The sequence below is a fragment of the Streptococcus sp. CSL10205-OR2 genome (genome assembly GCF_025660655.1).
Classification (GTDB): Bacteria; Bacillota; Bacilli; order Lactobacillales; family Streptococcaceae; genus Streptococcus.
Genome location: NZ_JAOTIN010000001.1, coordinates 155,341 through 181,792, shown reverse-complemented (window position 1 = coordinate 181,792; position 26,452 = coordinate 155,341). Strand labels below are relative to the sequence as shown.

The window sequence follows — 26,452 nt, the reverse complement described above, 5'->3', positions numbered from 1 at the left end:
ATGGCTAAATTAGATGCAGTTTTAACGATTGCAGGTACTGACCCTAGTGGTGGGGCAGGTATTATGGCTGATTTGAAGAGTTTTCAAGCCAGAGAAACCTATGGTATGGCTGTGGTAACTAGTGTTGTTGCTCAAAATACACAAGGGGTTAGAGCAGTGCAACACATCACACCTGATATGGTAGATCAACAACTTTCCTGTGTGTTTGAAGACATTGAACCACAAGCGATTAAAACAGGCATGCTTGCTCAAGTTGAGATAATAAACATTGTCGCTTCATACTTGAAAGATTATTCCAAACCTTACGTCCTAGATCCAGTTATGGTGGCAACAAGTGGTGATCGCTTGATTGAAGAAGAAGCTATTTTGGCCTTAAAAAGCAAACTATTACCTTTAGCAACTCTTATAACACCAAATTTACCAGAAGCAGAAGTTTTAGTGGGGCGTTCTTTACCTGATGAGGCTAGTATCATCCAAGCAGGTTATGAGATTCAAGATAAATATCACGTTAAAAATGTCATTATTAAAGGAGGTCATGCGACAGGTCTTGCTAAAGATTATCTCTTTTTAGAAAATGAGGGATTGATGACGCTCAGTAGTGAGCGAATTGATACTGTTCATACTCATGGAACGGGTTGTACATTTGCTGCTGTAGCCACAGCTGAACTTGGTAAAGGCAAAACGATTGTTGAAGCTGTTAAAACAGCTAAAGCATTTATCACTTCAGCCATTAAAAATGCACCGGAATTGGGTAAGGGCCATGGTCCTGTCAATCATCTGAGCTATAAAGGATAGAAAATGTATTTAGAAAAACTAAAGAAAAGTAATCCCCTCGTTATTTGTATTACCAATGATGTGGTCAAGAATTTTACAGCCAATGGCTTATTGGCTTTAGGAGCATCTCCTGCCATGAGTGAATATGAGGAGGATTTAGAGGATTTGTTAAAAGTCGCTAGTGCTCTATTGATTAATATTGGTACCTTGACACCGGCTAAATGGCAACTCTATCAAAATGCGATTACCATTGCCAAAAAAAATCATGTACCAGTCGTTTTAGACCCTGTTGCTGCAGGAGCTAGTCGTTTTCGATTAAAAGTATCTCTTGATCTGCTAAATCATTATCCCATCACTCTCTTACGGGGGAATGCCAGTGAAATCGCGGCTTTAATCGGGGAAAAACAAACATCAAAAGGAGCTGATAGTGGTTTTGTTGAAGATATTGGTGCTTTGGCTCGAAAAGCTAGCACTATTTTTAGCATACCTGTTGTAGTCACGGGCCCAGTTGATGCGATTGCTGTCAATAATCAGGTGCGACTCATTCAAAATGGTAGTCCTCTAATGCCTCTTGTGACAGGAACAGGTTGTCTACTGGGGGCTGTATTAGCTGCTTTTATCGGTCTTTCTGAAGAAAAGGATTATCTAGATTGTTTATCTGAGGCCATGTTAGCCTATAATATCGCTGGTGAATTGGCACAAGAAAAAACCAGTACAACTGGGCCTGGTAGTTTTAAGGTTGCTTTTTTAGATAGCCTTTATCAGATAAGATCTCATCAAATGAAAGAAAGGCAGAGAATCATTAATGATTAAAGATAATTTAAAACTTTACTTTGTCTGTGGCACGGCTGATTGCCCACAAAATAATCTTCTGTCAGTTGTTGAAGAAGCCTTAAAAGGAGGCATTACTCTTTTTCAATTTCGCGAAAAAGGATCAAATGCTTTAATAAAAGAGGATAAGAAAAAAATGGCGCAGCAATTACAAACCTTGTGTCATCGTTATCATGTTCCTTTTATCATTGATGATGATATTGATTTGGTGGAAGCAATTGATGCTGACGGCCTTCATATCGGTCAAGGGGATATTGCTGTTAAAGAAGCAAGAAAACGACTTCCCCATAAAATCATTGGTTTATCAGTCAGTACCATGGCAGAATATCAACAATCAGCGATTGAACTTGTCGATTATATTGGTGTAGGACCTTTTCAAGCAACACAATCTAAAGCAGATGCTAAACCACCTATTGGTAATCGCACAACGAAAGCCATCAGAGAAATCAATCCAGATCTTCCCATTGTTGCTATTGGTGGTATCAACCAATCTGTCATTTCTTCTATCATAGAAGCAAAAGCAGATGGTGTTGCGATTATTTCAGCCATTTCCAAAAGTCCAGATGTCTATCAAACCACAAAAAGGTTAAGACAAACACTTGATTTGGCACTTTCTAACTAGCAGTTCCTTTCGTTATGTCTAGTGTCCGTCGTGTTTAAAAGGATTTTTAGGAAAAATAGTAAAGATACTCATCTTTTTAAGAGATGAGTATTTTTATTAGCTTACTATTGGTAAAAAAGAAGCTAGGTTGTTCTCCTGGTTTTTACTATCTTTAGGCTTAGATTAACTCATTTGTCACTTAGATTTTCTATTAGGTCTAATTTTGAACATAGAAATGTACAATACTTGGTCTTTATAAAAGCGCTTACAAAAATTATAATAAAGCTAGAAAGAAAATAAAAACTTTGAAAAGAGGTAGTTCCTATGGATATATTTCTAGCGCCCCTAAATTGGTTCTCTCAAAACATTTTGCAGAACCCGGCATTTTTTGTAGGTCTCTTGGTTTTAATCGGGTATTTACTACTCAAAAAACCTTTGCATGAGGTGTTTGCAGGTTTTGTGAAAGCAACCGTTGGCTATCTCATTTTAAATGTAGGTGCAGGAGGACTGGTTGTCACTTTCCGACCGATTTTAGTTGCCTTGGCTCAAAAATTTAATTTAAATGCAGCAGTTATTGACCCTTACTTTGGTTTAGCTGCTGCCAACGCAAAACTTGATACAATGGGTTTCATTAGTGTAGCGACAACAGCTCTCTTAATCGGATTTGGTGTCAATATTTTATTAGTTGCCCTTCGTAAAATCACAAAAATTAGAACCTTGTTTATCACAGGGCACATCATGGTACAACAGGCAGCAACGATTTCCGTTTTCGTTCTTTTGTTAATCCCTCAACTTCAAAACACTTGGGGCATGTGGGCAGTTGGTATTATCTGTGGTCTTTACTGGGCGGTTAGCTCCAATATGACTGTGGAAGCGACACAACGTTTAACTGGTGGTGCAGGTTTTGCTATTGGGCATCAACAACAATTTGCGATTTGGTTTGTTGATAAGGTTGCACCTTACTTTGGTAAAAAAGAAGAAAATCTTGACAACTTAAAATTACCATCATTCTTAAGTATTTTCCATGATACTGTTGTTGCCTCAGCAACACTAATGCTAGTTTTCTTTGGTGTTATCTTAAGTGTTCTTGGCCCAGAAATTATGTCAAATACAGAACTCATCACAACAGGTGCTTATAGCCCTGATAAACAAGCTTTCTTCATGTATGTTCTTCAAACATCTCTCACCTTCTCTGTTTATCTCTTTATCTTGATGCAAGGTGTTCGGATGTTCGTTTCTGAGTTGACCAATGCCTTCCAAGGTATCTCAAATAAACTTCTTCCAGGTTCATTTCCTGCGGTTGACGTTGCCGCATCTTATGGTTTTGGTTCAGCCAATGCCGTTCTTTCAGGATTTACCTTTGGTTTAATCGGACAATTAGTCACTATCGCACTTTTAGTTATCTTTAAGAGTCCAATCCTTATCATCACTGGTTTTGTTCCAGTATTCTTTGATAATGCCGCATTAGCAGTGTATGCTGATAAACGTGGTGGTTGGAAAGCTGCAGCTATTTTATCGTTTTGCTCAGGTATCCTTCAAGTGGCACTTGGTGCGGTAGCTGTTGGCTTACTACAACTATCAGGCGGTTATCATGGTAACATTGACCTTGTTATCCCTTGGTTACCATTTGGTTATCTCTTCAAATACCTTGGTATTGCTGGTTTCGTTCTTGTTTGTCTCTTCTTATTAGTCATTCCACAATTACAATATAGAAAAGCAAAAGATAAAGAAGCTTACTACAAAGGTGAAGTTCAAGAATAACAATATTATTTCATCATTCATTTTGCCCTGTTGCTCTTAGCAATCAAGTGGCTAGACATATCATTAGGAGGAAAGATAATGCTTAAAATATTGACAGCATGCGGAAACGGCATGGGATCATCAATGGTTATTAAAATGAAAGTGGAAAATGCCCTTCGCCAACTAGGGATTACAGATTTCCAATCGGCGTCTTGTTCAGTAGGTGAAGCAAAGAGTTTGGCAGCTAATTATGATATTGTCATTGCCTCAAATCATTTAATCCATGAATTAGATGGTCGTACAAAAGGACATCTCGTTGGTTTAGATAATCTAATGGATGATAATGAAATCAAAGAAAAATTACAAGCAGTTTTGTAATCAAGTGATTATTTTTGGATAGTAGAGAAAGGTATTGTTAATCCATTTACAATACTTTCTCTTTATGCCAAGAAATAATTTGATAATGCTCATTGTTAATCAATGAGATAGGCAAAAGGAGAGGTTATGAATTTAAAACAAGCATTTATTGACAATCAATCGATTCGCTTGGGACTTAGCGCGAAGACATGGCAAGAAGCTGTTCAATTATCGGTTCAACCCTTAATTGAAAGTGGTGCTGTAAAAGAAGAATACTATCAAGCGATTATTGACTCTACTGAAGAATATGGTCCTTATTATGTCTTGATGCCTGGAATGGCCATGCCTCACGCTCGTCCAGAAGCAGGTGTTTTGCGAGATGCCTTTTCATTAGTCACGCTAAAAGAACCAGTTGTCTTTTCAGATGGCAAGTCTGTTCAAGTCCTTATTGCTTTAGCAGCAACCAGCTCAGACATTCATACCTCAGTTGCGATTCCTCAAATTATTGCTTTGATGGAGTTAGACAATGCGATTGAGCGTCTAGTAGCTTGCCAAAGTGCTGAGGAAGTTCTTGCTATGGTAGAAGAATCAAAGAATAGTCCATACCTTGAAGGATTGGATTTAAACAGTTAATTATATTAGAAGAATCAGGCAATATTTTCTAAAGATAAGAAAGACTGTCTATAAGAAAGGAAACCTATGAAAAATCAAATTCCAAATTTACAAGTAGCTCTAGACCACTCAGATTTACAAGGAGCCGTTAAAGCAGCTGTTTCAGTTGGTCAAGAAGTTGATATTATTGAAGCAGGAACTGTTTGTCTCCTACAAGTTGGTAGTGAATTAGTAGAGGTGCTACATAATCTCTTCCCAGACAAAATTATTGTGGCTGACACTAAGTGTGCTGATGCTGGAGGGACTGTTGCAAAAAATAATGCCCTAAGAGGAGCAGATTGGATGACTTGTATTTGTTGTGCCACTGTTCCAACCATGAAAGCAGCGCTTAAAGCCATTAAGGAAGTTAAAGGAGATCGTGGGGAAATTCAAATTGAACTCTATGGGAACTGGACCTTTGAAGAAGCTCAAACTTGGCTGGATGCAGGTATTTCACAAGCCATTTACCATCAATCAAGAGATGCTCTTTTAGCCGGTCAAACATGGGGTGAAAAAGATTTAAGTAAAATTAAAAAATTAGTTGACATGGGCTTTCGTGTTTCAGTGACGGGTGGCCTTAATGTTGACACATTAAAGCTATTTGAAGGTATTGATGTTTATACTTTTATAGCTGGTCGTGGTATTACTGAAGCCAAAAACCCAGCAGAAGCAGCGCGTGCATTTAAAGATGAAATCAAACGAATTTGGGGGTCATGATATGGTTCGTCCCATTGGTATTTATGAAAAAGCCACACCAAAGCAGTTGACTTGGCTAGATCGTTTGTATTTTGCCAAAGAACTCGGTTTTGATTTTGTTGAGATGTCTATTGATGAGTCAGATGCGAGATTAGAACGTCTTGATTGGACAAAAGAAGAGCGTTTAACCATTGTTAAGAACATTTTTGAAACAGGTGTTCGTATACCAACTATTTGTTTTTCTGGGCATCGTCGTTACCCACTTGGGTCAAACGATCCCGAGATAGAAGCAAAATCATTAGAATTGATGAAAAAATGTATTGAGTTGGCACAAGATTTAGGTGTCAGAACGATTCAATTAGCCGGATATGATGTCTATTATGAAGAAAAATCACCAGAGACACATGTTCGCTTCATGAAAAATCTCCGTCAAGCTTGTGATTGGGCAGAAGAAGCACAAGTTATTTTGGCCATTGAAATCATGGATGATCCTTTTATCAATTCCATTGAAAAGTATTTGGCAGTGGCAAAAGAAATTAATTCGCCTTATCTATTTGTCTATCCTGATACAGGCAATGTCTCGGCTTGGCATAATGATTTATGGAGTGAATTTTACTTAGGACATCATGCCATAGCTGCCATTCATTTAAAAGATACTTACCCAGTCACAGAAAACTCAAAAGGACAATTTAGAGATGTGCCTTTTGGTCAAGGCTGTGTGGACTGGGAAGCACTATTTGATGTGTTAAAAAGAACCAACTATAATGGACCATTTCTCATTGAAATGTGGTCTGAAAACTGTGAAACAGTGGAAGAGACAAAAGCTGCGATAAAAGAAGCGCAAGATTTTCTTTATCCATTGATTGAGAAAGCAGGGTTGAAAACATGGTAAAAGATTTAAACGAGATTAAAAAAAGAGTTTGTGAAGCCAATAAAACACTTCCTAGTCATGGCCTAGTCAAATTCACATGGGGCAATGTTTCAGAAGTTTCTCGCGAACTAGGTTGTATTGTCATTAAACCATCAGGTGTAGATTACGATAAATTAAAACCTGAGGATATGGTTGTGACAGACCTTGATGGTAATATCATTGAAGGAGATTTGAATCCTTCTTCAGATTTGCCGACCCATGTCGCTTTATATAAAGCTTGGCCAGAAATTGGAGGCATTGTTCATACCCACTCGACCGAGGCTGTTGGTTGGGCGCAAGCAGGCAGAGATATCCCGATTTATGGAACAACTCATGCAGACTGTTTTTTTGGACCAATTCCTTGTGCGCGTTCTTTGACGGAAGAAGAAGTTAATACAGCTTATGAAAAAGAAACAGGGACTGTCATTTTAGAAGAATTTACCAATCGTAAGCTTGATCCTTTAGCTGTTCCAGGAATTGTTGTCCGTAATCATGGACCATTTACTTGGGGGAAAACGCCTGAACAGGCTGTCTATAACTCAGCTGTCTTAGAAGAAGTGGCTAAAATGAGCCGTTTGACAGAACAAATCAATCCAAGAGTTCAACCCGTTCCAAAACATGTTATGGATAAACATTATTACAGAAAACATGGTGCTAATGCTTACTACGGGCAAAAATCATAAAGACTTTGCCAAAATAAGTTTAAATAATCAATTAATGAGTCGTTGCAAGCAGTGTTCATAAACACTGCTTTTTTAATAGAACTATTGGCAGAAGGGATATGATATTATAAAAATAAAAAAGAAGACTTTGGTTGTTGGGATTTTAAACATTTTTCTTATTAAGAAGTATGGAATTATGTTAGAATGTAAGTAGGATGAATCGTGAAAGTGAGGGACCTAGAGATGATGTTGTTAGATAAAAAAAGCTATGACCTTCTTTCTTATTTAATCAATTTAGATGAGGCAGAGACGGTAATGACCATTTCTCATACTTTGGGCCAATCAAGGCGAAAAATTTATTATCATTTGGAGAAAATTAATGATGCACTGCCTCAGCACATTGACCAGATAGAGTCTTATCCAAGAATTGGTATTTTACTAACCACCGAGCAAAAAGAAGCTTGTCAAAAACTTTTAGATGAGGTAAGTGACTACCATTATGTCATGAAAAGTGATGAGCGAATAAAACTATCTGCTGTTTACATTGCTATCTCTCCTGAGCGTGTCATTATCGACAAACTAATGCAGATTAATGATGTTTCTCGAAATACCGTTTTAAATGATTTAAATGAATTAAGAGAAAAATTAGCACAAAAAGAGTATAGTATCAAATTGCATGCTAGCAAGTCTCGAGGCTATTATTTTGAGTGTCATCCCTTATCCTTGATTCAATTTCTGTACAAAGTTTTAGATGGGATTTATCACGGTGAAAATACTAGCTTTATTGATTATTTTGACCACAGATTAGAAGAAACGTTAGGATTAACCACTTACTTCTCAAAAGAAGTGCATGATTATATTGAACAATTTCTCATCTCCTCTCAAACTAGTCTGGGCAAGACCATCAATCGTCAAGATAGTCAGTTTATGGTTAAGATTTTACCCTTTATTCTCCTTAGCTACCGTAATATGCAGTTTAGCAATCACATTAAAAGTGGTTTAGACCAAGATTTTGATTTAATTTGGAAACGCAAAGAATACGTGATTGCCAAAGAATTTGCTCAGCAATTACGACAAAAATTTGATATTCATCTTGATAATATTGAAACAGGACTTGTGGCTATGCTGATGCTTTCTTTCCGAAAGGACAAAGATAGTCACGTTGAAAGTCGTGATTATGAAGAGATGCGTCACACACTACAAACCTTTATTGAAGAAATAGAAAATTGTTGTCACATCGAATTTCTTCATAAAGATGATTTGCTCAAGCAGTTGATGATTCATTGTAAGGCACTTATTTATCGAAAAACCTATGGTATCTTTGCAGCTAACTCTTTGACAGCTCATATCAAAGAAAAATACCATGACTTATTTACAATAACGAAAGCCCATATTCATATCTTAGAAGAAAAGTGGGATCTTGCCTTTGATGATGATGAGATTGCTTATATTACAATTCATCTAGGTGGTGCTTTTAAAAATAGTAAGCAAGAAATTCCCAAGACAGAAGTCATTCTTGTTTCTGATGATGGTATTGGCTTACAAAAATTACTCCTTAACCAGTTTCAACATTACTTACCAAATTGTAACGTTCAAGCGATTTTTACAACGGAGCAGTTTCAAAGTGTCAGCGATTTAATTTCAGAGGATACTCTTGTTGTGTCAACCAGTAGTTGTCTAGAAATTGTTCTTCCCTTCTTGGTAGTTCACCCAATTCTAAGTGATGAAGATATTATCCGATTAATTCATTTTATAAAACATGGAAGTTTGTCTGATAATTTCTACCTTTCTGAAGAATTATATAAATCGATTTCTCAATTTGTGAGTGAAGATATTGACCGCAAGGCATTAAAACACCAAATAGAGAAGTTAATCCGTCGTGAACTGATGAATGATATTTTCCCCAGAACGTAATCTTTTGTTATCACCTCAGCTACCTGAACAGAGGATGAGATAGGCTGGGGTATTTTTTGTGTCCAAACGACCCATTTTTGAACACTTTAATGTGTGAGACTTGGTCTTTTTATTAGAGATTTTAAGGATTATACTAAGAGTGTAGAAAAAATAATCTGGAGGAAAAATCAATGCCTAAAGTACAAGAGATAACACGTGAATCATGGATTTTGAACACTTTTCCTGAATGGGGAACATGGTTAAATGAAGAAATTGAAGAAGAAGTTGTGCCTGAAGGCAATTTCTCCATGTGGTGGCTAGGAAACTGTGGCGTCTGGATTAAGACACCAGGTGGTGCTAATGTTGTCATGGACCTTTATTCTAGTCGTGGGAAATCAACCAAAAAAGTAAAAGATATGGTTCCAGGACATCAAATGGCCAACATGGCTGGTGTTCGTAAATTACAACCAAACTTGAGAGCACAACCTGTTGTTCTTGACCCATTTTTAATTAATGAGTTGGATTATTACTTAGTATCTCACTTCCATAGTGATCATATCTGTATCAATACTGCGGCAGCTATTTTAAATAATCCAAAACTAGATCATGTTAAATTTATTGGACCATATGAGGTCGGTGAAACATGGAAGAGATGGGGTGTTCCAGAAGAACGTATGATTATTGTCAAACCTGGTGATTCACTAGAATTTAAAGATATGAAAATCACCGCTGTAGAATCGTTTGACCGTACTTGTATCGTAACCTTACCAGTAAAAGGGGCAGACGCTCAAAATGGTAGTTTAAAAGGTCTACCAGTGACTGATGAAGAAATGAATAGTAAGGCAGTTAACTATGTCTTTGAAATGCCTGGTGGAACAGTTTACCATGGTTTTGACTCACATTTTTCAAACTATACTGCTAAACATGGTAGAGATTTTAATATTGATGTCACCATCAACAACTACGGTGAAAACCCAATTGGTATTCAAGATAAAATGACTTCTATTGACTTACTTCGTATGGCAGAAAATCTTCGTTGTAAAGTCGTTATTCCTGTCCATCATGATATTTGGACCAATTTCCAAGCCTCAACGGATGAAATCCTCGCTCTTTGGAACATGCGTAAAGAACGTCTTCAATATGGTTTCCATCCATTTATCTGGCAAGTTGGTGGTAAATACACTTACCCTCAAGACAAGAACCGTTTGGAATATCATCACCCACGTGGTTTTGATGATTGCTTCTTAGAAGATTCTAATATTCAATTTAAGGCTCTTCTATAATGCCTTATCATCTGGCTAATTATTTAATCATACTCCTAAAATCTCCTTTATTGGAAAAAATTATAAAAATGCTCATCTCTGAAAAAAGATGGGTATTTTTATTAAACTTTTTTTGATGACAAGGGAGTCATCAGGTAAACATCATGAGACAAAACATTAGTTTCTCATTTCTTGTTATTAAAATATGTTATAATAATAGAAAAGTTTTGAAGGTGTTTCATGGATGACTTGTTATTAATAAAACCTAGCCTTGCCTATGAAGCAGAACTAATGACATACCGTGAGGCTTTTGGCGAGGAACATATTTATGGGGGTGCCAATTTAGCTCAGTATGAAAAGATTGCTGATTGGCTTTCTTATCTTGAAAAGATGTCTGATGAGACAACTTGTCCACCAGATAGAGCCCCCTCAACGACTTTTTTGTGTGTCAGACAATCTGATAATGCCATTGTTGGTATCTGTAATATTAGACATCATATTAAAACAGCGTTTCTACTTAACATTGGTGGACATATTGGTTATTCGATTAAACCAAGTGAACGCTTAAAAGGTTATGCGACTAGACAACTTCATTTAGCTTTGTTGGAAGCTCAAAGAATGGGGCTTGAAAAAATCTTACTCACTTGTGCAGAGGACAATATTGGTTCTGAAAAAACAATTCTAGCTAATGGTGGTATCTATGAGGATACGAGATATGATGCTGGTGATGATGAAAATATAAAAAGATACTGGATTGATTTAGAGAAATTAGTTTAGTTTAATTAGTAGAAAATGATAATTACCTTATGATAAATCTGTTTTAAACAGTTTCATAAGGATAGAAAGCGAGGTCGAATGAAAAAGAATAAAGAAATGACCGCAATTGAAGCACAAACTTTTTCAAGTAGAAATCAAATGAAAAAGAATAAAGAATTGACCCCATTTGAAACACTAACGTTTTTAAGTACTGGTTTATTTCTTGTTTTCGTGCTGCTTGTTCCAATAATTCTTAAACTCTTTGTTAGTGTGGATGATTATGTGAAGAATTCTGAGTCTGTTACTTTATCGTCTTACCATCTCGTTAAATCAGACGATTTTCATGCCGTTGGTTTTTCTAGAGAAAGTGAGTTGATTGTAAGCCAACAAACTTACTATGATGTGCTTTACTATCATAAAAAAAAGAATGACCTTGCTTGGATTGATTTGTCTGGCGATTTGGAGGATAAATCCTTGCTGGTAAAAATTAACCCAGAAGAATTTAAAAAGCATAAGGGTACTGAGAGTGATCCGATTCCCGTGTTTAATGTCGCGATTGAAGAAGAGCAATTCGAATGGGATGACAAGAGCTATCGGCATAATATTGAAGAGCATATTATTTATGAAGATATTTTACATGCGGCGTCCTATAATACATTTCTTATTTATTGGATGTGTATCAGCGTGGTTCTTGGTATGATAGCATTTTTCCTTCATATGAATAGAGAAAACAAGCGACGCAAAGCTGAAAAAGAAATGAAACGAAATAGGCATTTACTATAACAATATCAGACTGATATCACTTGATGTGCAAGTGATATTTTTTTGTCAAAAATAGCTTTAAAGTATTGTCCCAGATAACAAATCATGATATACTTAACCGGTGAAATATTTACTGGTTAAGAAAGGGACTAAAAATGAAACGTCGTAACTATATTTTTGGTGTGATGGGAGTTTTATTATCTTGTCAACTTGTCTTATCAGCTTGTCAAAACCAAGAGACAAAAAAAGAGACGACAGCTAAAACACATCAGGAAACAAAAAAGAGTAAGAAAACCAAAAAATCAGCTAAGAGTAATGCTACTAAGAAAAAAGACGCCCCAAAAAATAAAGGCGTTTCTGGAGTTGATTATCCAACGGATGATGGCTTTTTATTTTCAAGTGAAGCACAAATTCAAAGTAAAACAGCAGATGGCCTCATCTTAAAGCATGGTAATCATAGCCACTTTATTTTTTATTCAGAGTTAAAAGGAACCAAGTGGGCATATTTGATTCCAGAAGAATATGTTGAAACAGCTAAGCCAAACTCTTCTATTTCTTCTACTAATCAAGCGGTAGGCAATTACCAACTAGATGATGGTTATGTCTTCAATCCAAATGACATTGTCGCTGAAGATGCTAATGGTTATACTGTGAGACATGGTGATCATTATCATTATATTTTTAAATCTCAATTATCAAATACACAAAAAGAACAAACAAATCAATTGATTAGAACGCAGCCATTACCGATAGCACCGCCAACCATTCAAACGCAAAATGGTATTCCCGGACTTGATTACCCAACTAGCGATGGTTTCTTATTTACTGGTCATAATATTACTGGAAGTACAACAACAGGTATTTTAGTGGGGCATAATGGCCATCTTCATTCGCTTAGTTTTAATGATTTGAAAAAGAGTCGATGGGCTTATCTTGTTGAAGAGTATCAAAAATCTCAAGTCAAACAACCAGCACCTTCTACAGAAAAGAAAACACTAACACCAAAAGAGCCTGCACCTTCTAAAGAAGAACAATTGCCAGAACTACCAGATTCTTCTAACGAAGAAAAAACACCAACACCAGAGAAAAAACCGACCTATCAAAAGGAAATTAGCTATTTAGCAGCTGGTTTGGGCATTGATCCTTCCTTGATTAAATTGATTGAAACAAATGAGGGGGAGATTGGTTTTGAATACCCTCACGAAGATCATAGTCATGTGATAATGTTAAAAGACATCGACATCACACAACCGTTTAAAACACCAGAAGAAGACATTGAGGAAACTCTTGAAGAAACGATTGATGGTGAAACACTTGAGGAGCGAAAAGAAAGACTTATTAAAGAGTTTATGGAGCGCTATCAAGTGAGACGTGAGGATATTACCATAAAAGGTAATTATATGTCGATCAGACATGGTGACCATGCGCATATCTATAAAATTGATCCTAGTCTTCCAGATGATCCAGAACGTGATGAAACAACCGAAACAACTAATCTAGAGATTGAAACCGGAACAGTTTATGGCCCATTTTACCCAGATGTTCATCAAGCAAGAATGTCAAAAGCAGATGTCAAAGACTACTTTAAAGTAGATGATGTTCAAAACATTAAAAATTTCATTCTGCTTGAATTTAGTAGTGAAAATGAATTTGGTGATTTAAAAGGAAATGATGGCCTTGTCAATCGTATTTACTATCTCGTTCGTAAGGATTTGGATTGGTCTGAATTAGAGATCTCAATGCCAGAAACCATGGCTAAAGAAAAAAGTCTGTTTAAAGGATGGCGAGAAGAAATGCCAACGTCAGGTAAAATGCCTAGAGAAAGTCAGCATTTTATCGCATCATTTGATAAAATCAGAAAAGCACCTACAAAAGATGTTTATGGCCCATTTGATGACACAACAGGTATCGATTTATCAGATTTCACTGCCATCAGATACACCACTATCACTAATGGTCGATTAGAATTAGACGGCAACATTCAAGGAGGCTTCATCTATCTCGTTAATCGCAATCTTACTTGGGCAGAAGCTAAGGAAAAAGGAATGAAAATACCGACCCCTGTTCCAAATGAAGGGTTTGAGTTTATTGAATGGCGTAATGTTTCTGTTTCAGAAATAGATGAAAATTCGCCTGTCAATGCTGCGATTAATTTAGCTGCTTTTGGGACAACTAGTCTAAAAATTGGTCCATATCTTGCTCAAAATCCAGATCATCCAACAGACAAAAATGACCCACAAAGACATCCTAATTATTATTGGCATAATCCTGAAAAATATGCCGCTGTTGCTTTCCAAGCAGATGAAAATGGTGAATTGATTAGCCCAGTTGGACGTGGAAGAGCTGTTGTTTACTTGATTAGAAAAGGAACATCACTTAGTCAAGCTGGCATTTTCCCACCAGCTACTCAAGCAAAAGATGGTTATGTTGCAGGGGATATGTCACATATCATCGCTAACTTTAATAAACCGGTTGAAGAGGATACAACATACACCATTTCTTTCACCAAACGTGAGGAGTTGCCAAAAAATGATGATTTGGATGATCCATTTGGACCAGACTATGATCCATTTACACCAGAATCCGATGATTTGGCTGACCCATTTGGAGAGGACTTTGACCCGTTCCCACCAGGATTTGATGAGTCAGATGATCCATTCCCACCAACGAGTGAAGAAACGACAGATGAGTCTTCTTCACCTAAAGAGGAGCCAACACCAATGATCAATGATTTAGATGATTTATTGGCTTCTAATGTCGATGAGACAGCTAATCCAACCCCTATTAGTGATGAATTGGCTAACTTTGAGTATTAATAATCATTCTACTAAGACACCTAAAAAAGCTTCTATCAAAAGGATAGAAGCTTTTTGTGATGGTTTATGACATGATATAATTCCCCGTACCCACCCTCGCAACGGATATAAATTAGTATGTGGTAGTGACAATTAATTGTGATTTGTTCAGTGGTAACAGTTCTGGGCGTCAGTTGTAAAAAGTGGATTCGAACCACGGACCTTGCCCCAAAGTCTGCCTAAACAAAGTTATACTCACCTTTATATCAGAAGCTACCGTCTCGTATTAAAGAAGATCAATCTGCCAATTCATGCCTTGAATAGCTGTATCTAATTCTCTAAAGGCTTTTGAGAGACTGTCTATTTCTTTTTGTAATTTTTTGACATCAACAGTGCTGACATATTTAATTTCACTTCTTGAATACCTAGCTTGTTTTTGACTAGCAACATCAGCAACCTCACTAAGCATATTTCTCTTGGCTAAAAGAGCATCTCTTTTGACAAGAGCATCTGATAACGTCTTTTTATCATCAAATTTAGTGTGATAATTTGTTTTATTAATGGCTTTGATAATTTCTATCAGTTCATTTTGGAGACCGGTATATTCCTTCAATAATTTTTCGGGATTTTCACTAGGGTCATCACCCTCTTGAATTAAAATATTTTGATTTAATCTATTTTTAATTTGTTCCAGTCTTTTTTGTAAATCTGATCTAAGAATTAATGCTTCTGCTAGTTTCATTTTTAATTACCCTCCTAAAAAATAGAGTTTTTATTTTAGTGATTATATCACAACAGGAAGAGTTTTAGCAAAGATGAGAACCTCAATTATACCGATATAAATGGTTATACAATCGGCATTGTCATTGTAGATTCTGCTAAATCAACGCTTAAGCTATAATCACTATTATCTCTAATGGTATGTTCAAAATCTGTCGTATAGAGAATGACACGGATACTATCTCCTTTTTTAAGGCGATAGATGGTTGGTTGTAACTTAAAGTCAAAGGTCATCCACTCCTCTGGCGTCACACTTTCAACGGTTAGCAGGTTAGTACGGTTTTGCAGGTTAAGGACTCCTTTAGTAATGACACGATATGGGCTTTCTGCAAAAGGTAATTCCATAAGGTGGTCTCTTGCAAAATCAATACCATTATCAATACTTTTGCCATCAATAATTCTTGGATTATCACCAAGTCTTTTAGCTTTACCAAAGTCCAACACTTGAGCAGAGAGGAGTCCTTTGTTAGTACTTGATTTCACTTTCAAATTAAGAGTGATTTCTCCATTGATGTGAAGATCTTTCTCCAACGTAATATCAACAATAATTTCATTAGCTTTATTATCAAATAAGTCAGACTTAAAGTTTCTAAACTGTTTGCTGTATCGACTAAAAGTGTCGTCATCATAGTGATTTTGAACGATAGCTTCTTTATCACCCAATGGCATACTTTCTTTTTTCTTTGAACCAAAAGTTTCAAGGGTTTCCCAACTTTGTGCTTCTTGGTTATTTTGCCAGATAACACTCGGTAGCGTATAGCCATTATCATGACCTAATAATTTTTGGCTTAAAAGGGCATTCATGCTTTCTCTAAAGTCGATGGATTGCCAGTTATTCATATAAACATGGGCACCGTGATGAAGAAAGACGTGTTTTTTGACCTGTTCAGGTAAGGCGTTTAGGATATTATAAACATGGCGTGGTTTCACATTCCAGTCTTGGAGTCCATGAGTGTAAACCACTTCAGCAGTGACTTTATCAGCATGGTTGACATAATTACGATTATGCCAGAACTGATTGTAATCGCCACTTTCTCTATCTAAAGCTTGTGATTGTTCCTTGAGGAATTTTTGATAATGTTCATTGTGTTTTAGATAATCACCGGCAACTAGATTACGTGAGTAGGTTAATTCTGTTAAGACATCCAAGTCTTCACCAGGATAGCCTCCAGGGCTACATACCAACCCATTTTCACGGTAATAGTCATACCAAGAAGAAATGCCAGCTTCAGCGATGATCACTTTTAAGCCATCCACACCTGTTGTGGCAAGACCTGTAGAGAGGGTTCCTAGATAAGAAATCCCTGTTGTTGCAACAAGTCCATTTGCCCAAGAGGCTTTCACTTGTTTATCACGTCTATGACTAGTATAGGCGTTAGCACGGCCATTAAGCCAATCGACAACGGCTTTAAAGGATGCAATTTGCTGATAATCACCACTCGTCATTAGTCCCGTTGAGTCTAGAGTTCCCACGCCAGAAACATAGATATTCGCAAAACCTCTTGCAAGCAGGTAATCATTAAGGCTGTACGTTTTTGTAAAACTAAAGCTTTCTTCGGCACTTCTCTCTTCAAGGGTAGAAGGAGTTGTTTTTTTGAGAGTTATTTCTTCATTTGTTACTGAAATGCTATGAGGTTCTTTGACACTCAAGTCATCTTCCATCTTGTATAACTTTTTATTAGATGCAGGATCGTTAATGCCTTGATGATAAGGACTTTGCATCATCATTGTTGGTAAAAGATGAGTTGTTTTTGGGCGAATAATCGTTGTTTTAATAAAATCTAGTTGCCCGTCTTGGTCGGTATCAACCGGCGCTTCTACATAAACAATCTCACGAATTAATTGTGTTGTATCAAACGTTGGCAAACTCTTTCCATTGAAAAAGAGATAGTTATTGGTTGGTTTGATTAGTCCTTGACTAATCAAGTGATCAATAAGCGTCATCCCATTTTTACCACGTGTGTTTAAGAGGTGATAGAGGTTGTCAATCACATTTTCTTCATTATAAGTGATTGGGAAATCTATTGTTTTGATAAAGGTCATCGTATCATCAAAATCAACGTTTGGGATAAAACCTAATAATTGCAAAGAAATGGTATAGAAAATCTCATCAATAAGAGGTGTGTCAGCCTTCAAAAAGGTTAACACATCAGTTTCTTTATCAGCAATAAGACGACTTAGAGCAAACTCCTTATCAGAATAATGTAAAAAGGCTTTTTTGACAAAATGTGCCATCTTTTCTTTGTTTGATTGATGGTCTGATAACTCAAAACCTAATGCTTGTAATTCAGCAAGTTGTTGCTCTTTTTTCGTGTCAATATAGCTATATTGATTATATTTCATATGCTCTTTCAAACTCCTTTTTATGTAAGCGTTTTAAATGATTATAACATCTTTACAATCTCTATTATACTTGATAGAATGTTACTTGTCTAAAAAAAGTTAAATGCGAAAGGAATAAAAATAAAATGGATATCACATGGACTGTGAAATACCTTACAGAGTTTATCGCAACTGCTCTTTTAATCATCTTAGGAAATGGTGCTGTTGCAAATGTTGATTTAAAAGGCACTAAAGGAAACAATAGTGGTTGGTTGGTTATCGCTTTTGGCTATGGTTTAGGGGTAATGATGCCTGCTTTAATGTTTGGTAATGTTTCTGGAAACCATATCAATCCCGCTTTTACAATCGGTTTAGCAGTCTCAGGATTATTCCCATGGGAACATGTTTTTCCATATATTGTAGCGCAATTATTAGGTGCTATGTTTGGTCAGTTAGTTGTTGTTGGTGTTTATCATCCCTATTTTAGAAAAACTGAACAACCTAATCCAATCCTAGGCTCATTTTCAACCATTTCGGCCTTAGATGATGGCACTAAAGAAAGTCAAAAAGCTTCTTTATTTAATGGTGTGGCCAATGAATTTGTTGGTTCTTTCGTCCTATTCTTTGGTGCTCTTGCTCTGACTAAAAACTATTTTGGAGCTGAAGCCATTTCAAAACTTGTTGATCAATATGGTGGTGCTATATCGAGCAAAGAAGCATTTGATTCGATTTCACATATTCTCAGCGGTAGTCTATCAGTTGCCCATGTTGGTGTTGGTTTTCTTGTTTTAGTACTTGTCGTTAGTCTTGGTGGACCAACTGGTCCTGCCTTAAATCCTGCGCGTGACCTTGGTCCACGAATCGTCCATCATTTTCTCCCTAAATCAATATTAGGAGAAGCAAAATCTGATTCAAAATGGTGGTATGCTTGGGTACCAGTTCTTGTTCCTATCCTAGCAGGTATTTTAGCAGTCTTGACTTTTAAATGGTTGTACATGAACTAACAAGAAAAGAGGTTTTAACCTCTTTTTCTATGCTATTTTTGAAATCAAAAGGGCATAATGATTGCAATTTTAGTGAAATAACGATAATGTAAGGGTATATCACTAACACATAAAATAAACAAAATAAAAAATTGAACAGAAAGAGAGAGCCATGCCATTATTTGACCATATTGAATTTAAAACCCCCGTTTTAAGAGTGAACAACCGTGATGAGAATATCAAATTTTACCAAGATAATCTAGGATTAAGATTATTATCAGAAGAGAATGCTCTTGCTTTTTTTGGGAGTTTAGAACGTTCAGCAACCATTTTTACGATTGAAGAATCGCCAGCGATGCGTACAAGAGCTGTTAATGGCCCCAAAAAATTACACAAAATGATTATCAAAGCCAAAAAGAAAGAAGATATTGCGTCACTCTTAGCCAATGGTGCTGATGCTAAACGAGTGTTTAAGGGAGATAATGGCTATGCTTTTGAGATTGTCTCACCCGAAAATGATCTCTTTTTAATCCATGCTGAAGAGGATGTTTCTAGTCTAAAATTAGTGGATCGACCACAATTAGATCAAAACGCATCTTTTAAAGGATTAGCTGATTATACCGTAGAGGACATCATTTTAAATGTTCTTGATCTTGAGAAAGCGAAAACCTTCTATCAAGACATTTTAGCAGACCAATTACCTCTCAACATTGATTTTGTCCAAAATGAGGGTAAAGATTTAGCGATTGAACCTCACATCGCTTGGGATATAGAAATTTTAGAATTTAGCGTCTCAAAAGAGTATGATTTGTTATCCTTGAGCAATCATTTGAAACAAAATGGGTTATCGGTCTTTCTTGATAAGAAACAAAACCTTTTAGTTGTTTCTGATTATAGTAATATTGAAATCTGGTTTGTAAAAGAATGAGTTACAAGAATATCATTGAAAAAATAAAGGAACAAATAGGTGACAATCTTTATCTTGGAGCTAGTTTAGCCATTTACGATAAGGGTTGGAAGGAATACTATCTAGGAGAAACGACTCCAGGGGTTTTAACCAAGGAGAATCTTTCCTATGATTTAGCGAGCGTTTCAAAGGTTGTTGGTGTCGGAACCTTAATGATTTACCTCATCAATGATGGCACTTTTAAGCTCGATGAACCTTTTAAGACTTATTACCCTTTTTTCAACAATGATAGCGTCACAATTAGACAATTAGTGACGCATACTTCTGGGATTGATCCTTTTATCAAAAATCGAGATCAGCTGGAAGCACAGGAGCTAAAAGAAGCGATTCATCAGATAAAGGTGACTGACAACAAGCATTTTTTATACACTGATATCAATTTTCTTCTTCTAGGTTTTTTACTTGAGTATTATTACCAAGAGTCTTTGGATAAACTCTTTTCTCAGAAATTGTTTCAACCTCTTGGAATGACTAAGACAGGTTTTTCTCCTAAAACCGAGAGTGTGCCAACGTCAAAAACCGCTTCAAAAGGACTTGTTCATGACCCTAAAGCGCGTGTTTTAGGAGTCCATTCTGGATCTGCTGGATTATTTTCAACATTAAAAGACTTGGAAATTTTTATGATGCATTACCTCACAAATGATTTTGCCAGTCAATTAACCAAAGATTATGCTTTTTCTAACAAAGACCGTTCTCTAGCTTGGAATTTGAATGGTCATTGGTTAGATCACACTGGCTACACAGGTCCATTTGTAATGTTTAATCGTCACACGCAACAAGCCGTCATTTTTTTGACCAATAGAACCTATCTTTATGATGATAGACCTTTATGGATTGCTAAAAGAAGAGAACTAAGAGATGTGATGATATCCGTCCTTAGCTAGTCATGATTCGTTGTGATGATAAGATAAAAACAATAAAAAATTAACACCAGTAGCTTTTGCTACTGGTGTTTTCTAATAGACTCACCAAAACAGAATATTTTTTATCTCATAAGATATTTGTTATACTGTCTCTATCATAAAACGGTTGTTCTTTTAAATAAGCAACGGTTTGATTATTAAAGGAGGAGAAATGATGACAAAACGAAAACTCTTTATTCCTGTGGTATTAATCTTAGCGATTTTTTTAGTGGCATGCGCAAATGCTAACAATTCCTCAGAACCAAAAATGACAGAAACTAAGAAAGTCAGTGAAATGACAACAGAAGTAGAAGCAAATCAAGCTTCTGAAGTTAATGATGATCCAGCCGCACAAATTTTTAATACGGCCTATGAAAACAACCAATTTATAACAGCGACAACCAATGAACTGGGTGACACTGAACCAACCACGCCAACAGACTTAAAAGAACGTCTAGCTAATGGAGGCCTTGTTATTATCCATCGCTATACCGGTTCTGGTGGTAGTGGTGGTGAGTCTATTCCTGGCTCTATTGATGATGGTCAACGCATTTCTTCTAGCAGTATTGATAATATGACTCAACTTGGAAATGTTTATAAAAGTCTAAATGTACCAATCAGTTCTGTATGGTCTAGTCAATATTATTTTGTCTACCAACATGCTGTTGCTGCCATGGGTGAACCGGTAATGATGAATCGTGATTTGACAGGTTCACTCAATTTTAGTGATAATGATGAATTAGAACGTTCTCTTCAAGGATTAAGGAATTGGACAGTGACACCACCACCAGCCGGTGAGAATATTGTTCTTTTCACCCATCAAGGAAAGTTTGAGAAAGCTTATGGTTACTACTTAAATGCTGGTCAAACGATTATTTTTGAGCCGGATGAATCTGGTGTTCCACATGTGATTGCAAACCTCACTTTAGAGGAATGGTTAGCATTAGCCTCTTAAGTGTGAAAAGACTTAAAAAAACCACAATAAAAAAACCTATTACTTGTTAAAGTGATAGGCTTTTTTTCATCGAGATGTGCTTAATGCCGGCTTCCTCAAAAATCTCACCATAAGCTGTGAAACCTAATTTTTGGTAAAAAACTTTAGCCGATAGCTGAGCATGTAAAATCATCTCCTTGTAATGTTGTTTACTAGCAACATCAAGTATTGTTGTAAGGAGAATTTGGCCCAAATGTTGTCCTCTAAATGTTTTTAGAACAGCCATTCTTTGTAAAATGACTTGCTGAGTATTGACAGGGAATAAACGTGCTGTGGCGACAGCTTTTTGATCATCATCATAGAGAACAAAGTGGAGGCATTTGTCTTCTTTATCATCTATTTCAATCGTTTCTGAGACTCCTTGTTCTTTGACAAAAACTTCCTTTCGAATCCTTAGAGCATCTTGATAAATGGTATTGTTTATTTGTAAAGTATATTTTATTTCCATAGTGTCATTGTAACGAAAAAAACAACTTTGTCAAGACTGACAAAGTTGTTTGAGGAGTAAGGCTTAACCTTGTAAGGCATCATCCATTGAAAGAACTTCATGGAAGACACGTTGTGTTAATTCTGTTTTTTGTTCTGGTGTAAGGTATTTAGTGTTAACACAGTATCCTGAGATACGAACGATAACATCTTCACCAGCCATAATTTTTTCATAAACATCGTTAAGGTCCATTACGTTTAAGTTAACGTGTTGACCACCATTTTCAAAGTAACCATCAAGTACTGTGACAAGGTTTTCAACTTGTTCATCATAAGTTTTACCAAGTGCACGAGGTGATACTTGTGTTGTAAGTGAGATACCATCAGCAGCATAGCTAAAGTCAAGGCTTGCAAGTGAGTTAAGGTTTTGTAACCAACCACCTTTAGCTTTGTTTGATGGGTTAGCACCTGGTGAGAAGAATTCAAGTTTAGAAAGGTTTACTGAACCATCTTCGTTTAAGTATACACCTTTGTGAACCGGAGAGTTACCAGTTTGTTTAGAGTAAGCAACGTTTGAAGTGATTGTAAGAAGTGACACAGTTGCTTCAGCATCTTTATAAAGTTTGTGGCTTCTTAAACGAGTAGTATAAGCTTCAATCAACCATTCAGCAAGTTCATTTGAACGAGGGTCATCTTCACCCCAACGAGGGAATTCACCAATTGTTTCATAGTCGTAGATGTAGCCATCTTCGTCACGGATTGGTTTAACAGTAGCGTATTTGATCGCTGAAAGTGTATCAACTGTGTTTGCAAATCCACAAATACCAAATCCCATGTTGGCACGTTGATGTGATGGTAAGAAGGCCATTTGAACGGCTTCGTAGTTGTATTTATCAGTCATGTAGTGGATGATGTTAAGAGCATCTACATAAGTGTCTGTCAACCAGTCAAGAGATTTTTCAAAGTTAGCTTTTACTTCATCAAAGTCAAGGACATCTGATGTAACTGGGTCGATATCAAAGACTTTGTAGTCTTTATGAACATCGTCATAACCACCATTAAGACCTGTAAGAAGAGCTTTAAGGACGTTTACACGAGCACCAAAGTATTGGATGTTGTGACGTTTTTCTTCATTTTCAGGGTCAAGTGGTGACACACAACAGGAGATACATGACATTTCACCATAACCATCTTTAGCCATTGTTGTTACCCCTTCGTATTGGATTGAAGAGTGTTTATGGCTCATACTCATACAGTAGCGACGGAATGCATAAGGCAATTTATCAGTCCAAAGAACGGTTAAGTTTGGTTCTGGAGAGTTACCAATGTTATCAAGAGTGTTTAGGAAACGGTAGTCCATCTTAGTCACACGGTGACGACCATCGTTACCCATACCAGCCATTGATGTTGTGATGAAAGTAGGGTCACCTGAGTATAATTGGTCATAAGCTTTAGTACGTGCAAATTTAACGGTACGAAGTTTCATAACGAAATCATCAACAAATTCTTGGATTTCTGATTCAGTAAATGTACCACGAGCAAGGTCACGTTCTGCAAAAACATCAAGAACGATTGGCACACGTCCAAGAGAAGTTGCGGCACCATTGATGACACGACAAACTGCCATGAAGGCAATGTTTACCCATTGGATAGCTTCTTTAACGTTCATTGCTGGACGACGAACATCAACACCGTAAAGATCACCAAGTTTAACAACATCACCAAGTGCTTGGTATTGAAGGTTGATTTCTTCACGAAGACGGATAGTTTCTTCGTCGATTTCAGTGATAGCATTCCAGTCGTTCACTTTTTCTTGCATCAAGAAGTCAGCACCATAAAGGGCAAGACGTGCATAAACACCGATGATACGTCCACGAGAATAAGCATCTGGAAGACCAGTAACAGTGTGCGCGTGACGAGCACGACGGATGTTTGAAGTGTAAGCACGGAAAATACCATCATTAACAGTAGTCACATGTTTAGTAAAGATTTCATGAACTGCTGGATCTGGTTCATAACCATTTTCTTTAAGAGTGGTTTCAGCCATGCGGATACCACCTTTTGGCATGAAGTTCAATTTAAACAACTCATCATTTTGAATACCAAAAATGAGTTCATTTTCTTTGTCGATAAATCCTGCTGGAATATCAGCAATAGACGTTGGACGGTTATCGTATGGGAAACGAGTTGCTTCATAGTGTGCTTTTGTTTCTTCAACAATTTTTTTGATATGAAGAGAACGTTCAGTTGGACCAGCTAAGAAGCTTTCATCACCGTCATAAGGGGTGTAGTTAGCTTGGACGAAACGAGACACACTTGCTTTTTCTTTCCAATCAGTGCCTTTAAAGCCTTCCCAAGCTTTTTCAAAAATGTCAGTATTTGTTTTTACAGTTGCCATAAGAATTCTCCTTATTATGTTTTAGCTAATCTGTTATATTTTACACCTTCATTTTATCACATAGTAATCGCTACCAACAAGAAAAAATGGGCTTTACAAGGTAATTCTTTTATAATACAGTTGACTAGAACAGATAAACTGTATTATAAGTTTGATTGTTTTCAGAAAATGAAATAAACGGTATAATAGTCTTGGAGGTTTGCCATGTTAATTTATCCTTTGGTTAATGATATCTCACGAAAAATTATCCACATTGATATGGATGCCTTTTTTGCGTCTGTTGAAGAAAGGGACAATCCAAGATTAAAAGGAAAACCCGTGGTGATTGGGAGTGACCCTAGACAAACAGGTGGCAGAGGAGTTGTGGCAACAGCAAATTATGAAGCAAGAAAATATGGTATTCATTCAGCCATGAGTTCAAAAGAGGCTTATGAGTTATGCCCAACAGCTATTTTTATTTCAGGAAATCATGAGAAATATCGAGCGGTTGCTAAACAAATTAGAAGTATTTTCAAACGTTACACAGCTATTTTTGAATCTGTCAGTATTGATGAGGCCTATCTTGATGTGACCGAAAATAAACTCGGCATCTCTTCTGCCATTAAAATCGCTAAACTCATTCAATATGATATTTGGAAAGAATTAAAGCTTACTTGTTCGGCAGGTGTCTCCTACAATAAATTTTTAGCTAAACTAGCTAGTGATTACCAAAAACCAAAAGGTTTAACCATCATTTTACCAGAGGATGCGATAGCTTTTTTAGCTGATTTACCGATTGAAAAATTTCATGGTGTCGGGGTGAAATCCGTTGCGCAATTACAAAAAATGGGTATCAAAAAAGGGTCAGATCTCCTAGCCTACTCAGAACAGGAGCTCATTGACACTTTTGGTCGCTTTGGCTATGACCTATTTCGTAAGGCAAGGGGTATTAGTAACAGCCCAGTACGAACTGATAGAATTAGAAAATCCATTGGTAAAGAAAAAACCTATGCCAAACGTTTATACACAGAAGAAGATATTCAGGCAGAATTAACAAAGTTAGTGGTAAGAGTGGTTAAGGTCTTAGAAGAAATGAACAGGTATGGGAAAATTATCATCCTAAAAATTCGTTATTCTGATTTTGAAACCAAAACAAAAAGACGTAGCCTTGAAGAAGCTACGCAAGACAAAGATATTATTGAACAAGAAGTTTATCAATTATTTGAAAGTCTTCCTGAAAATAAAACAGGGGTTCGACTATTGGGTGTGACAATAAGTGGTTTTGAAGACACTAGTCACGATATTTTACTTGATGTGTGAGGTAGAATTAGTCTCGTTTTAGAAAGGTAGTTATAACGACTTTTATAAGTTTAGTATTAAAAAATATGAAACAACAGCGTAGCTATACTAGCTACGCTGTTGTTAATATGGTTAGATATTTAGTGAATCTTCTTGAGTGTTATTATCTTCTAATTCGCTGACTTTATATAAGGTAAAGGCATAGATGGCAGTGATAATGACTGGAAGAATAAAAATATATAAAGATAACGCTGCACCTGAATTTATAGCAGTGATAATAGTTAAAATAATGTTAAAAAGAGTGTAGGCAATTCCAATGTAGTAAGGTAATTTTTTCACCATTTCTTCTTGCTTCAAGCGTTTTAGATTTTGGAAGCAAAGAAAAGAAATAGCTATTAAGATAATAATTCCAACAATCATTTGAACAAAAAAGACAGGTGTAGCACTTTCTCGTATAACATCAGCTAGAATTGGATCATTTGCAGCAATCTGGTCGATATTATTCAAAGTGAAATAGATGCTCCAAATAGAAAACATAGACATAATAATCGAAAAGATATTAATTGCCATAATGGCAATTGTCCCTGTTCTAATGGATTGACGAATTTTTGTTACTGACTTCATTTTTCTTCTCCTCATAATAAAATTAAACACTTTTATTATACCATATTTATTCAAAAATAAAATAGAAATAAAATCATAATCACTTCTT

At 36.4% G+C, this 26,452-nt stretch carries 24 protein-coding genes; 19 read left to right on the top strand and 5 right to left on the bottom strand.

What is annotated here, in order from left to right; genetic code table 11:
• The 14 genes from thiD to N7659_RS00750 all read left to right on the top strand — a co-directional run bounded on the left by thiD (nucleotide 1) and on the right by N7659_RS00750 (nucleotide 14,711).
• The gene (gene thiD, locus N7659_RS00815; protein ID WP_263275351.1) at nucleotides 1–795 is read left to right on the top strand and encodes a bifunctional hydroxymethylpyrimidine kinase/phosphomethylpyrimidine kinase; all 795 of its coding nucleotides are present in this window, start codon (nucleotides 1–3) and stop codon (nucleotides 793–795) included.
• Between the two features lie 3 nt (nucleotides 796–798).
• On the top strand, nucleotides 799–1,587 hold the full coding sequence (gene thiM / locus N7659_RS00810) for a hydroxyethylthiazole kinase (protein WP_263275350.1): 789 nt from the start codon (nucleotides 799–801) through the stop codon (nucleotides 1,585–1,587).
• On the top strand, nucleotides 1,583–2,227 hold the full coding sequence (gene thiE / locus N7659_RS00805) for a thiamine phosphate synthase (protein WP_263275435.1): 645 nt from the start codon (nucleotides 1,583–1,585) through the stop codon (nucleotides 2,225–2,227). Before thiM ends, thiE begins: the two co-directional genes overlap by 5 nt.
• A 303-nt stretch (nucleotides 2,228–2,530) precedes the next feature.
• Nucleotides 2,531–3,967 (top strand): PTS sugar transporter subunit IIC, encoded by a 1,437-nt coding sequence (locus N7659_RS00800; RefSeq protein ID WP_263275349.1) that lies wholly within the window; start codon nucleotides 2,531–2,533, stop codon nucleotides 3,965–3,967.
• Nucleotides 3,968–4,045: 78 nt separating this feature from the next.
• Nucleotides 4,046–4,324, top strand: a complete 279-nt coding sequence (locus N7659_RS00795; RefSeq protein WP_199567931.1) for a PTS sugar transporter subunit IIB — start codon at nucleotides 4,046–4,048, stop codon at nucleotides 4,322–4,324.
• 126 nt (nucleotides 4,325–4,450) lie between these two features.
• On the top strand, nucleotides 4,451–4,936 hold the full coding sequence (locus N7659_RS00790; RefSeq protein WP_263275348.1) for a PTS sugar transporter subunit IIA: 486 nt from the start codon (nucleotides 4,451–4,453) through the stop codon (nucleotides 4,934–4,936).
• 66 nt (nucleotides 4,937–5,002) lie between these two features.
• Nucleotides 5,003–5,671, top strand: coding sequence for a 3-keto-L-gulonate-6-phosphate decarboxylase UlaD (locus N7659_RS00785; RefSeq protein WP_263275347.1), 669 nt, complete (start codon nucleotides 5,003–5,005; stop codon nucleotides 5,669–5,671).
• A 1-nt stretch (nucleotide 5,672) separates the two neighbouring features.
• Entirely contained in the window at nucleotides 5,673–6,542 is an 870-nt protein-coding gene (locus N7659_RS00780; protein WP_263275346.1) for an L-ribulose-5-phosphate 3-epimerase, read from the top strand.
• A complete protein-coding gene (locus N7659_RS00775; RefSeq protein WP_263275345.1) occupies nucleotides 6,536–7,243 on the top strand; it encodes an L-ribulose-5-phosphate 4-epimerase in 708 nt (235 codons plus the stop codon). Before N7659_RS00780 ends, N7659_RS00775 begins: the two co-directional genes overlap by 7 nt.
• A gap of 222 nt (nucleotides 7,244–7,465) precedes the next feature.
• On the top strand, nucleotides 7,466–9,136 hold the full coding sequence (locus N7659_RS00770; RefSeq protein WP_263275434.1) for a BglG family transcription antiterminator: 1,671 nt from the start codon (nucleotides 7,466–7,468) through the stop codon (nucleotides 9,134–9,136).
• Between the two features lie 170 nt (nucleotides 9,137–9,306).
• Nucleotides 9,307–10,398, top strand: coding sequence for an L-ascorbate 6-phosphate lactonase (gene ulaG, locus N7659_RS00765; RefSeq protein WP_263275344.1), 1,092 nt, complete (start codon nucleotides 9,307–9,309; stop codon nucleotides 10,396–10,398).
• A 219-nt stretch (nucleotides 10,399–10,617) separates the two neighbouring features.
• On the top strand, nucleotides 10,618–11,154 hold the full coding sequence (locus N7659_RS00760; RefSeq protein ID WP_263275343.1) for a GNAT family N-acetyltransferase: 537 nt from the start codon (nucleotides 10,618–10,620) through the stop codon (nucleotides 11,152–11,154).
• A 78-nt stretch (nucleotides 11,155–11,232) separates the two neighbouring features.
• Nucleotides 11,233–11,916, top strand: a complete 684-nt coding sequence (locus N7659_RS00755; RefSeq protein ID WP_263275342.1) for a hypothetical protein — start codon at nucleotides 11,233–11,235, stop codon at nucleotides 11,914–11,916.
• Between the two features lie 134 nt (nucleotides 11,917–12,050).
• Complete coding sequence (locus N7659_RS00750; RefSeq protein ID WP_263275341.1) at nucleotides 12,051–14,711, top strand: pneumococcal-type histidine triad protein; 2,661 nt, start codon at nucleotides 12,051–12,053, stop codon at nucleotides 14,709–14,711.
• A 265-nt stretch (nucleotides 14,712–14,976) separates the two neighbouring features.
• Here N7659_RS00750 and N7659_RS00745 read toward each other — a convergent pair whose 3' ends face one another.
• Entirely contained in the window at nucleotides 14,977–15,432 is a 456-nt protein-coding gene (locus N7659_RS00745) for a DIP1984 family protein (protein WP_263275340.1), read from the bottom strand.
• 104 nt (nucleotides 15,433–15,536) lie between these two features.
• On the bottom strand, nucleotides 15,537–17,813 hold the full coding sequence (locus tag N7659_RS00740) for a Xaa-Pro dipeptidyl-peptidase (RefSeq protein ID WP_263275339.1): 2,277 nt from the start codon (nucleotides 17,811–17,813) through the stop codon (nucleotides 15,537–15,539).
• A 125-nt stretch (nucleotides 17,814–17,938) separates the two neighbouring features.
• Here N7659_RS00740 and gla point away from each other — a divergent pair, with 125 nt between their 5' ends.
• From gla to N7659_RS00720, 4 genes are all read left to right on the top strand, one after another.
• Nucleotides 17,939–18,796 (top strand): aquaglyceroporin Gla, encoded by an 858-nt coding sequence (gla, locus tag N7659_RS00735; RefSeq protein WP_263275338.1) that lies wholly within the window; start codon nucleotides 17,939–17,941, stop codon nucleotides 18,794–18,796.
• Between the two features lie 151 nt (nucleotides 18,797–18,947).
• A complete protein-coding gene (locus tag N7659_RS00730) occupies nucleotides 18,948–19,703 on the top strand; it encodes a CppA family protein (protein WP_263275337.1) in 756 nt (251 codons plus the stop codon).
• The gene (locus N7659_RS00725; RefSeq protein ID WP_263275336.1) at nucleotides 19,700–20,626 is read left to right on the top strand and encodes a serine hydrolase domain-containing protein; all 927 of its coding nucleotides are present in this window, start codon (nucleotides 19,700–19,702) and stop codon (nucleotides 20,624–20,626) included. Before N7659_RS00730 ends, N7659_RS00725 begins: the two co-directional genes overlap by 4 nt.
• A gap of 193 nt (nucleotides 20,627–20,819) precedes the next feature.
• Nucleotides 20,820–21,599, top strand: coding sequence for a hypothetical protein (locus N7659_RS00720; protein WP_263275335.1), 780 nt, complete (start codon nucleotides 20,820–20,822; stop codon nucleotides 21,597–21,599).
• A gap of 46 nt (nucleotides 21,600–21,645) precedes the next feature.
• On the opposite strand, the gene N7659_RS00715 is transcribed toward N7659_RS00720, so the two are convergent.
• Both N7659_RS00715 and pflB read right to left on the bottom strand, forming a co-directional pair.
• Nucleotides 21,646–22,086, bottom strand: a complete 441-nt coding sequence (locus N7659_RS00715) for a GNAT family N-acetyltransferase (protein WP_263275334.1) — start codon at nucleotides 22,084–22,086, stop codon at nucleotides 21,646–21,648.
• Between the two features lie 63 nt (nucleotides 22,087–22,149).
• On the bottom strand, nucleotides 22,150–24,462 hold the full coding sequence (pflB, locus tag N7659_RS00710) for a formate C-acetyltransferase (RefSeq protein ID WP_411575287.1): 2,313 nt from the start codon (nucleotides 24,460–24,462) through the stop codon (nucleotides 22,150–22,152).
• 204 nt (nucleotides 24,463–24,666) lie between these two features.
• On the opposite strand from pflB, the gene dinB reads away from it, so the two are divergent.
• On the top strand, nucleotides 24,667–25,761 hold the full coding sequence (gene dinB, locus N7659_RS00705) for a DNA polymerase IV (RefSeq protein WP_263275333.1): 1,095 nt from the start codon (nucleotides 24,667–24,669) through the stop codon (nucleotides 25,759–25,761).
• A 111-nt stretch (nucleotides 25,762–25,872) separates the two neighbouring features.
• On the opposite strand, the gene N7659_RS00700 is transcribed toward dinB, so the two are convergent.
• Entirely contained in the window at nucleotides 25,873–26,364 is a 492-nt protein-coding gene (locus N7659_RS00700; protein WP_263275332.1) for a hypothetical protein, read from the bottom strand.
• Between the last annotated feature and the right edge of the window lie 88 nt (nucleotides 26,365–26,452).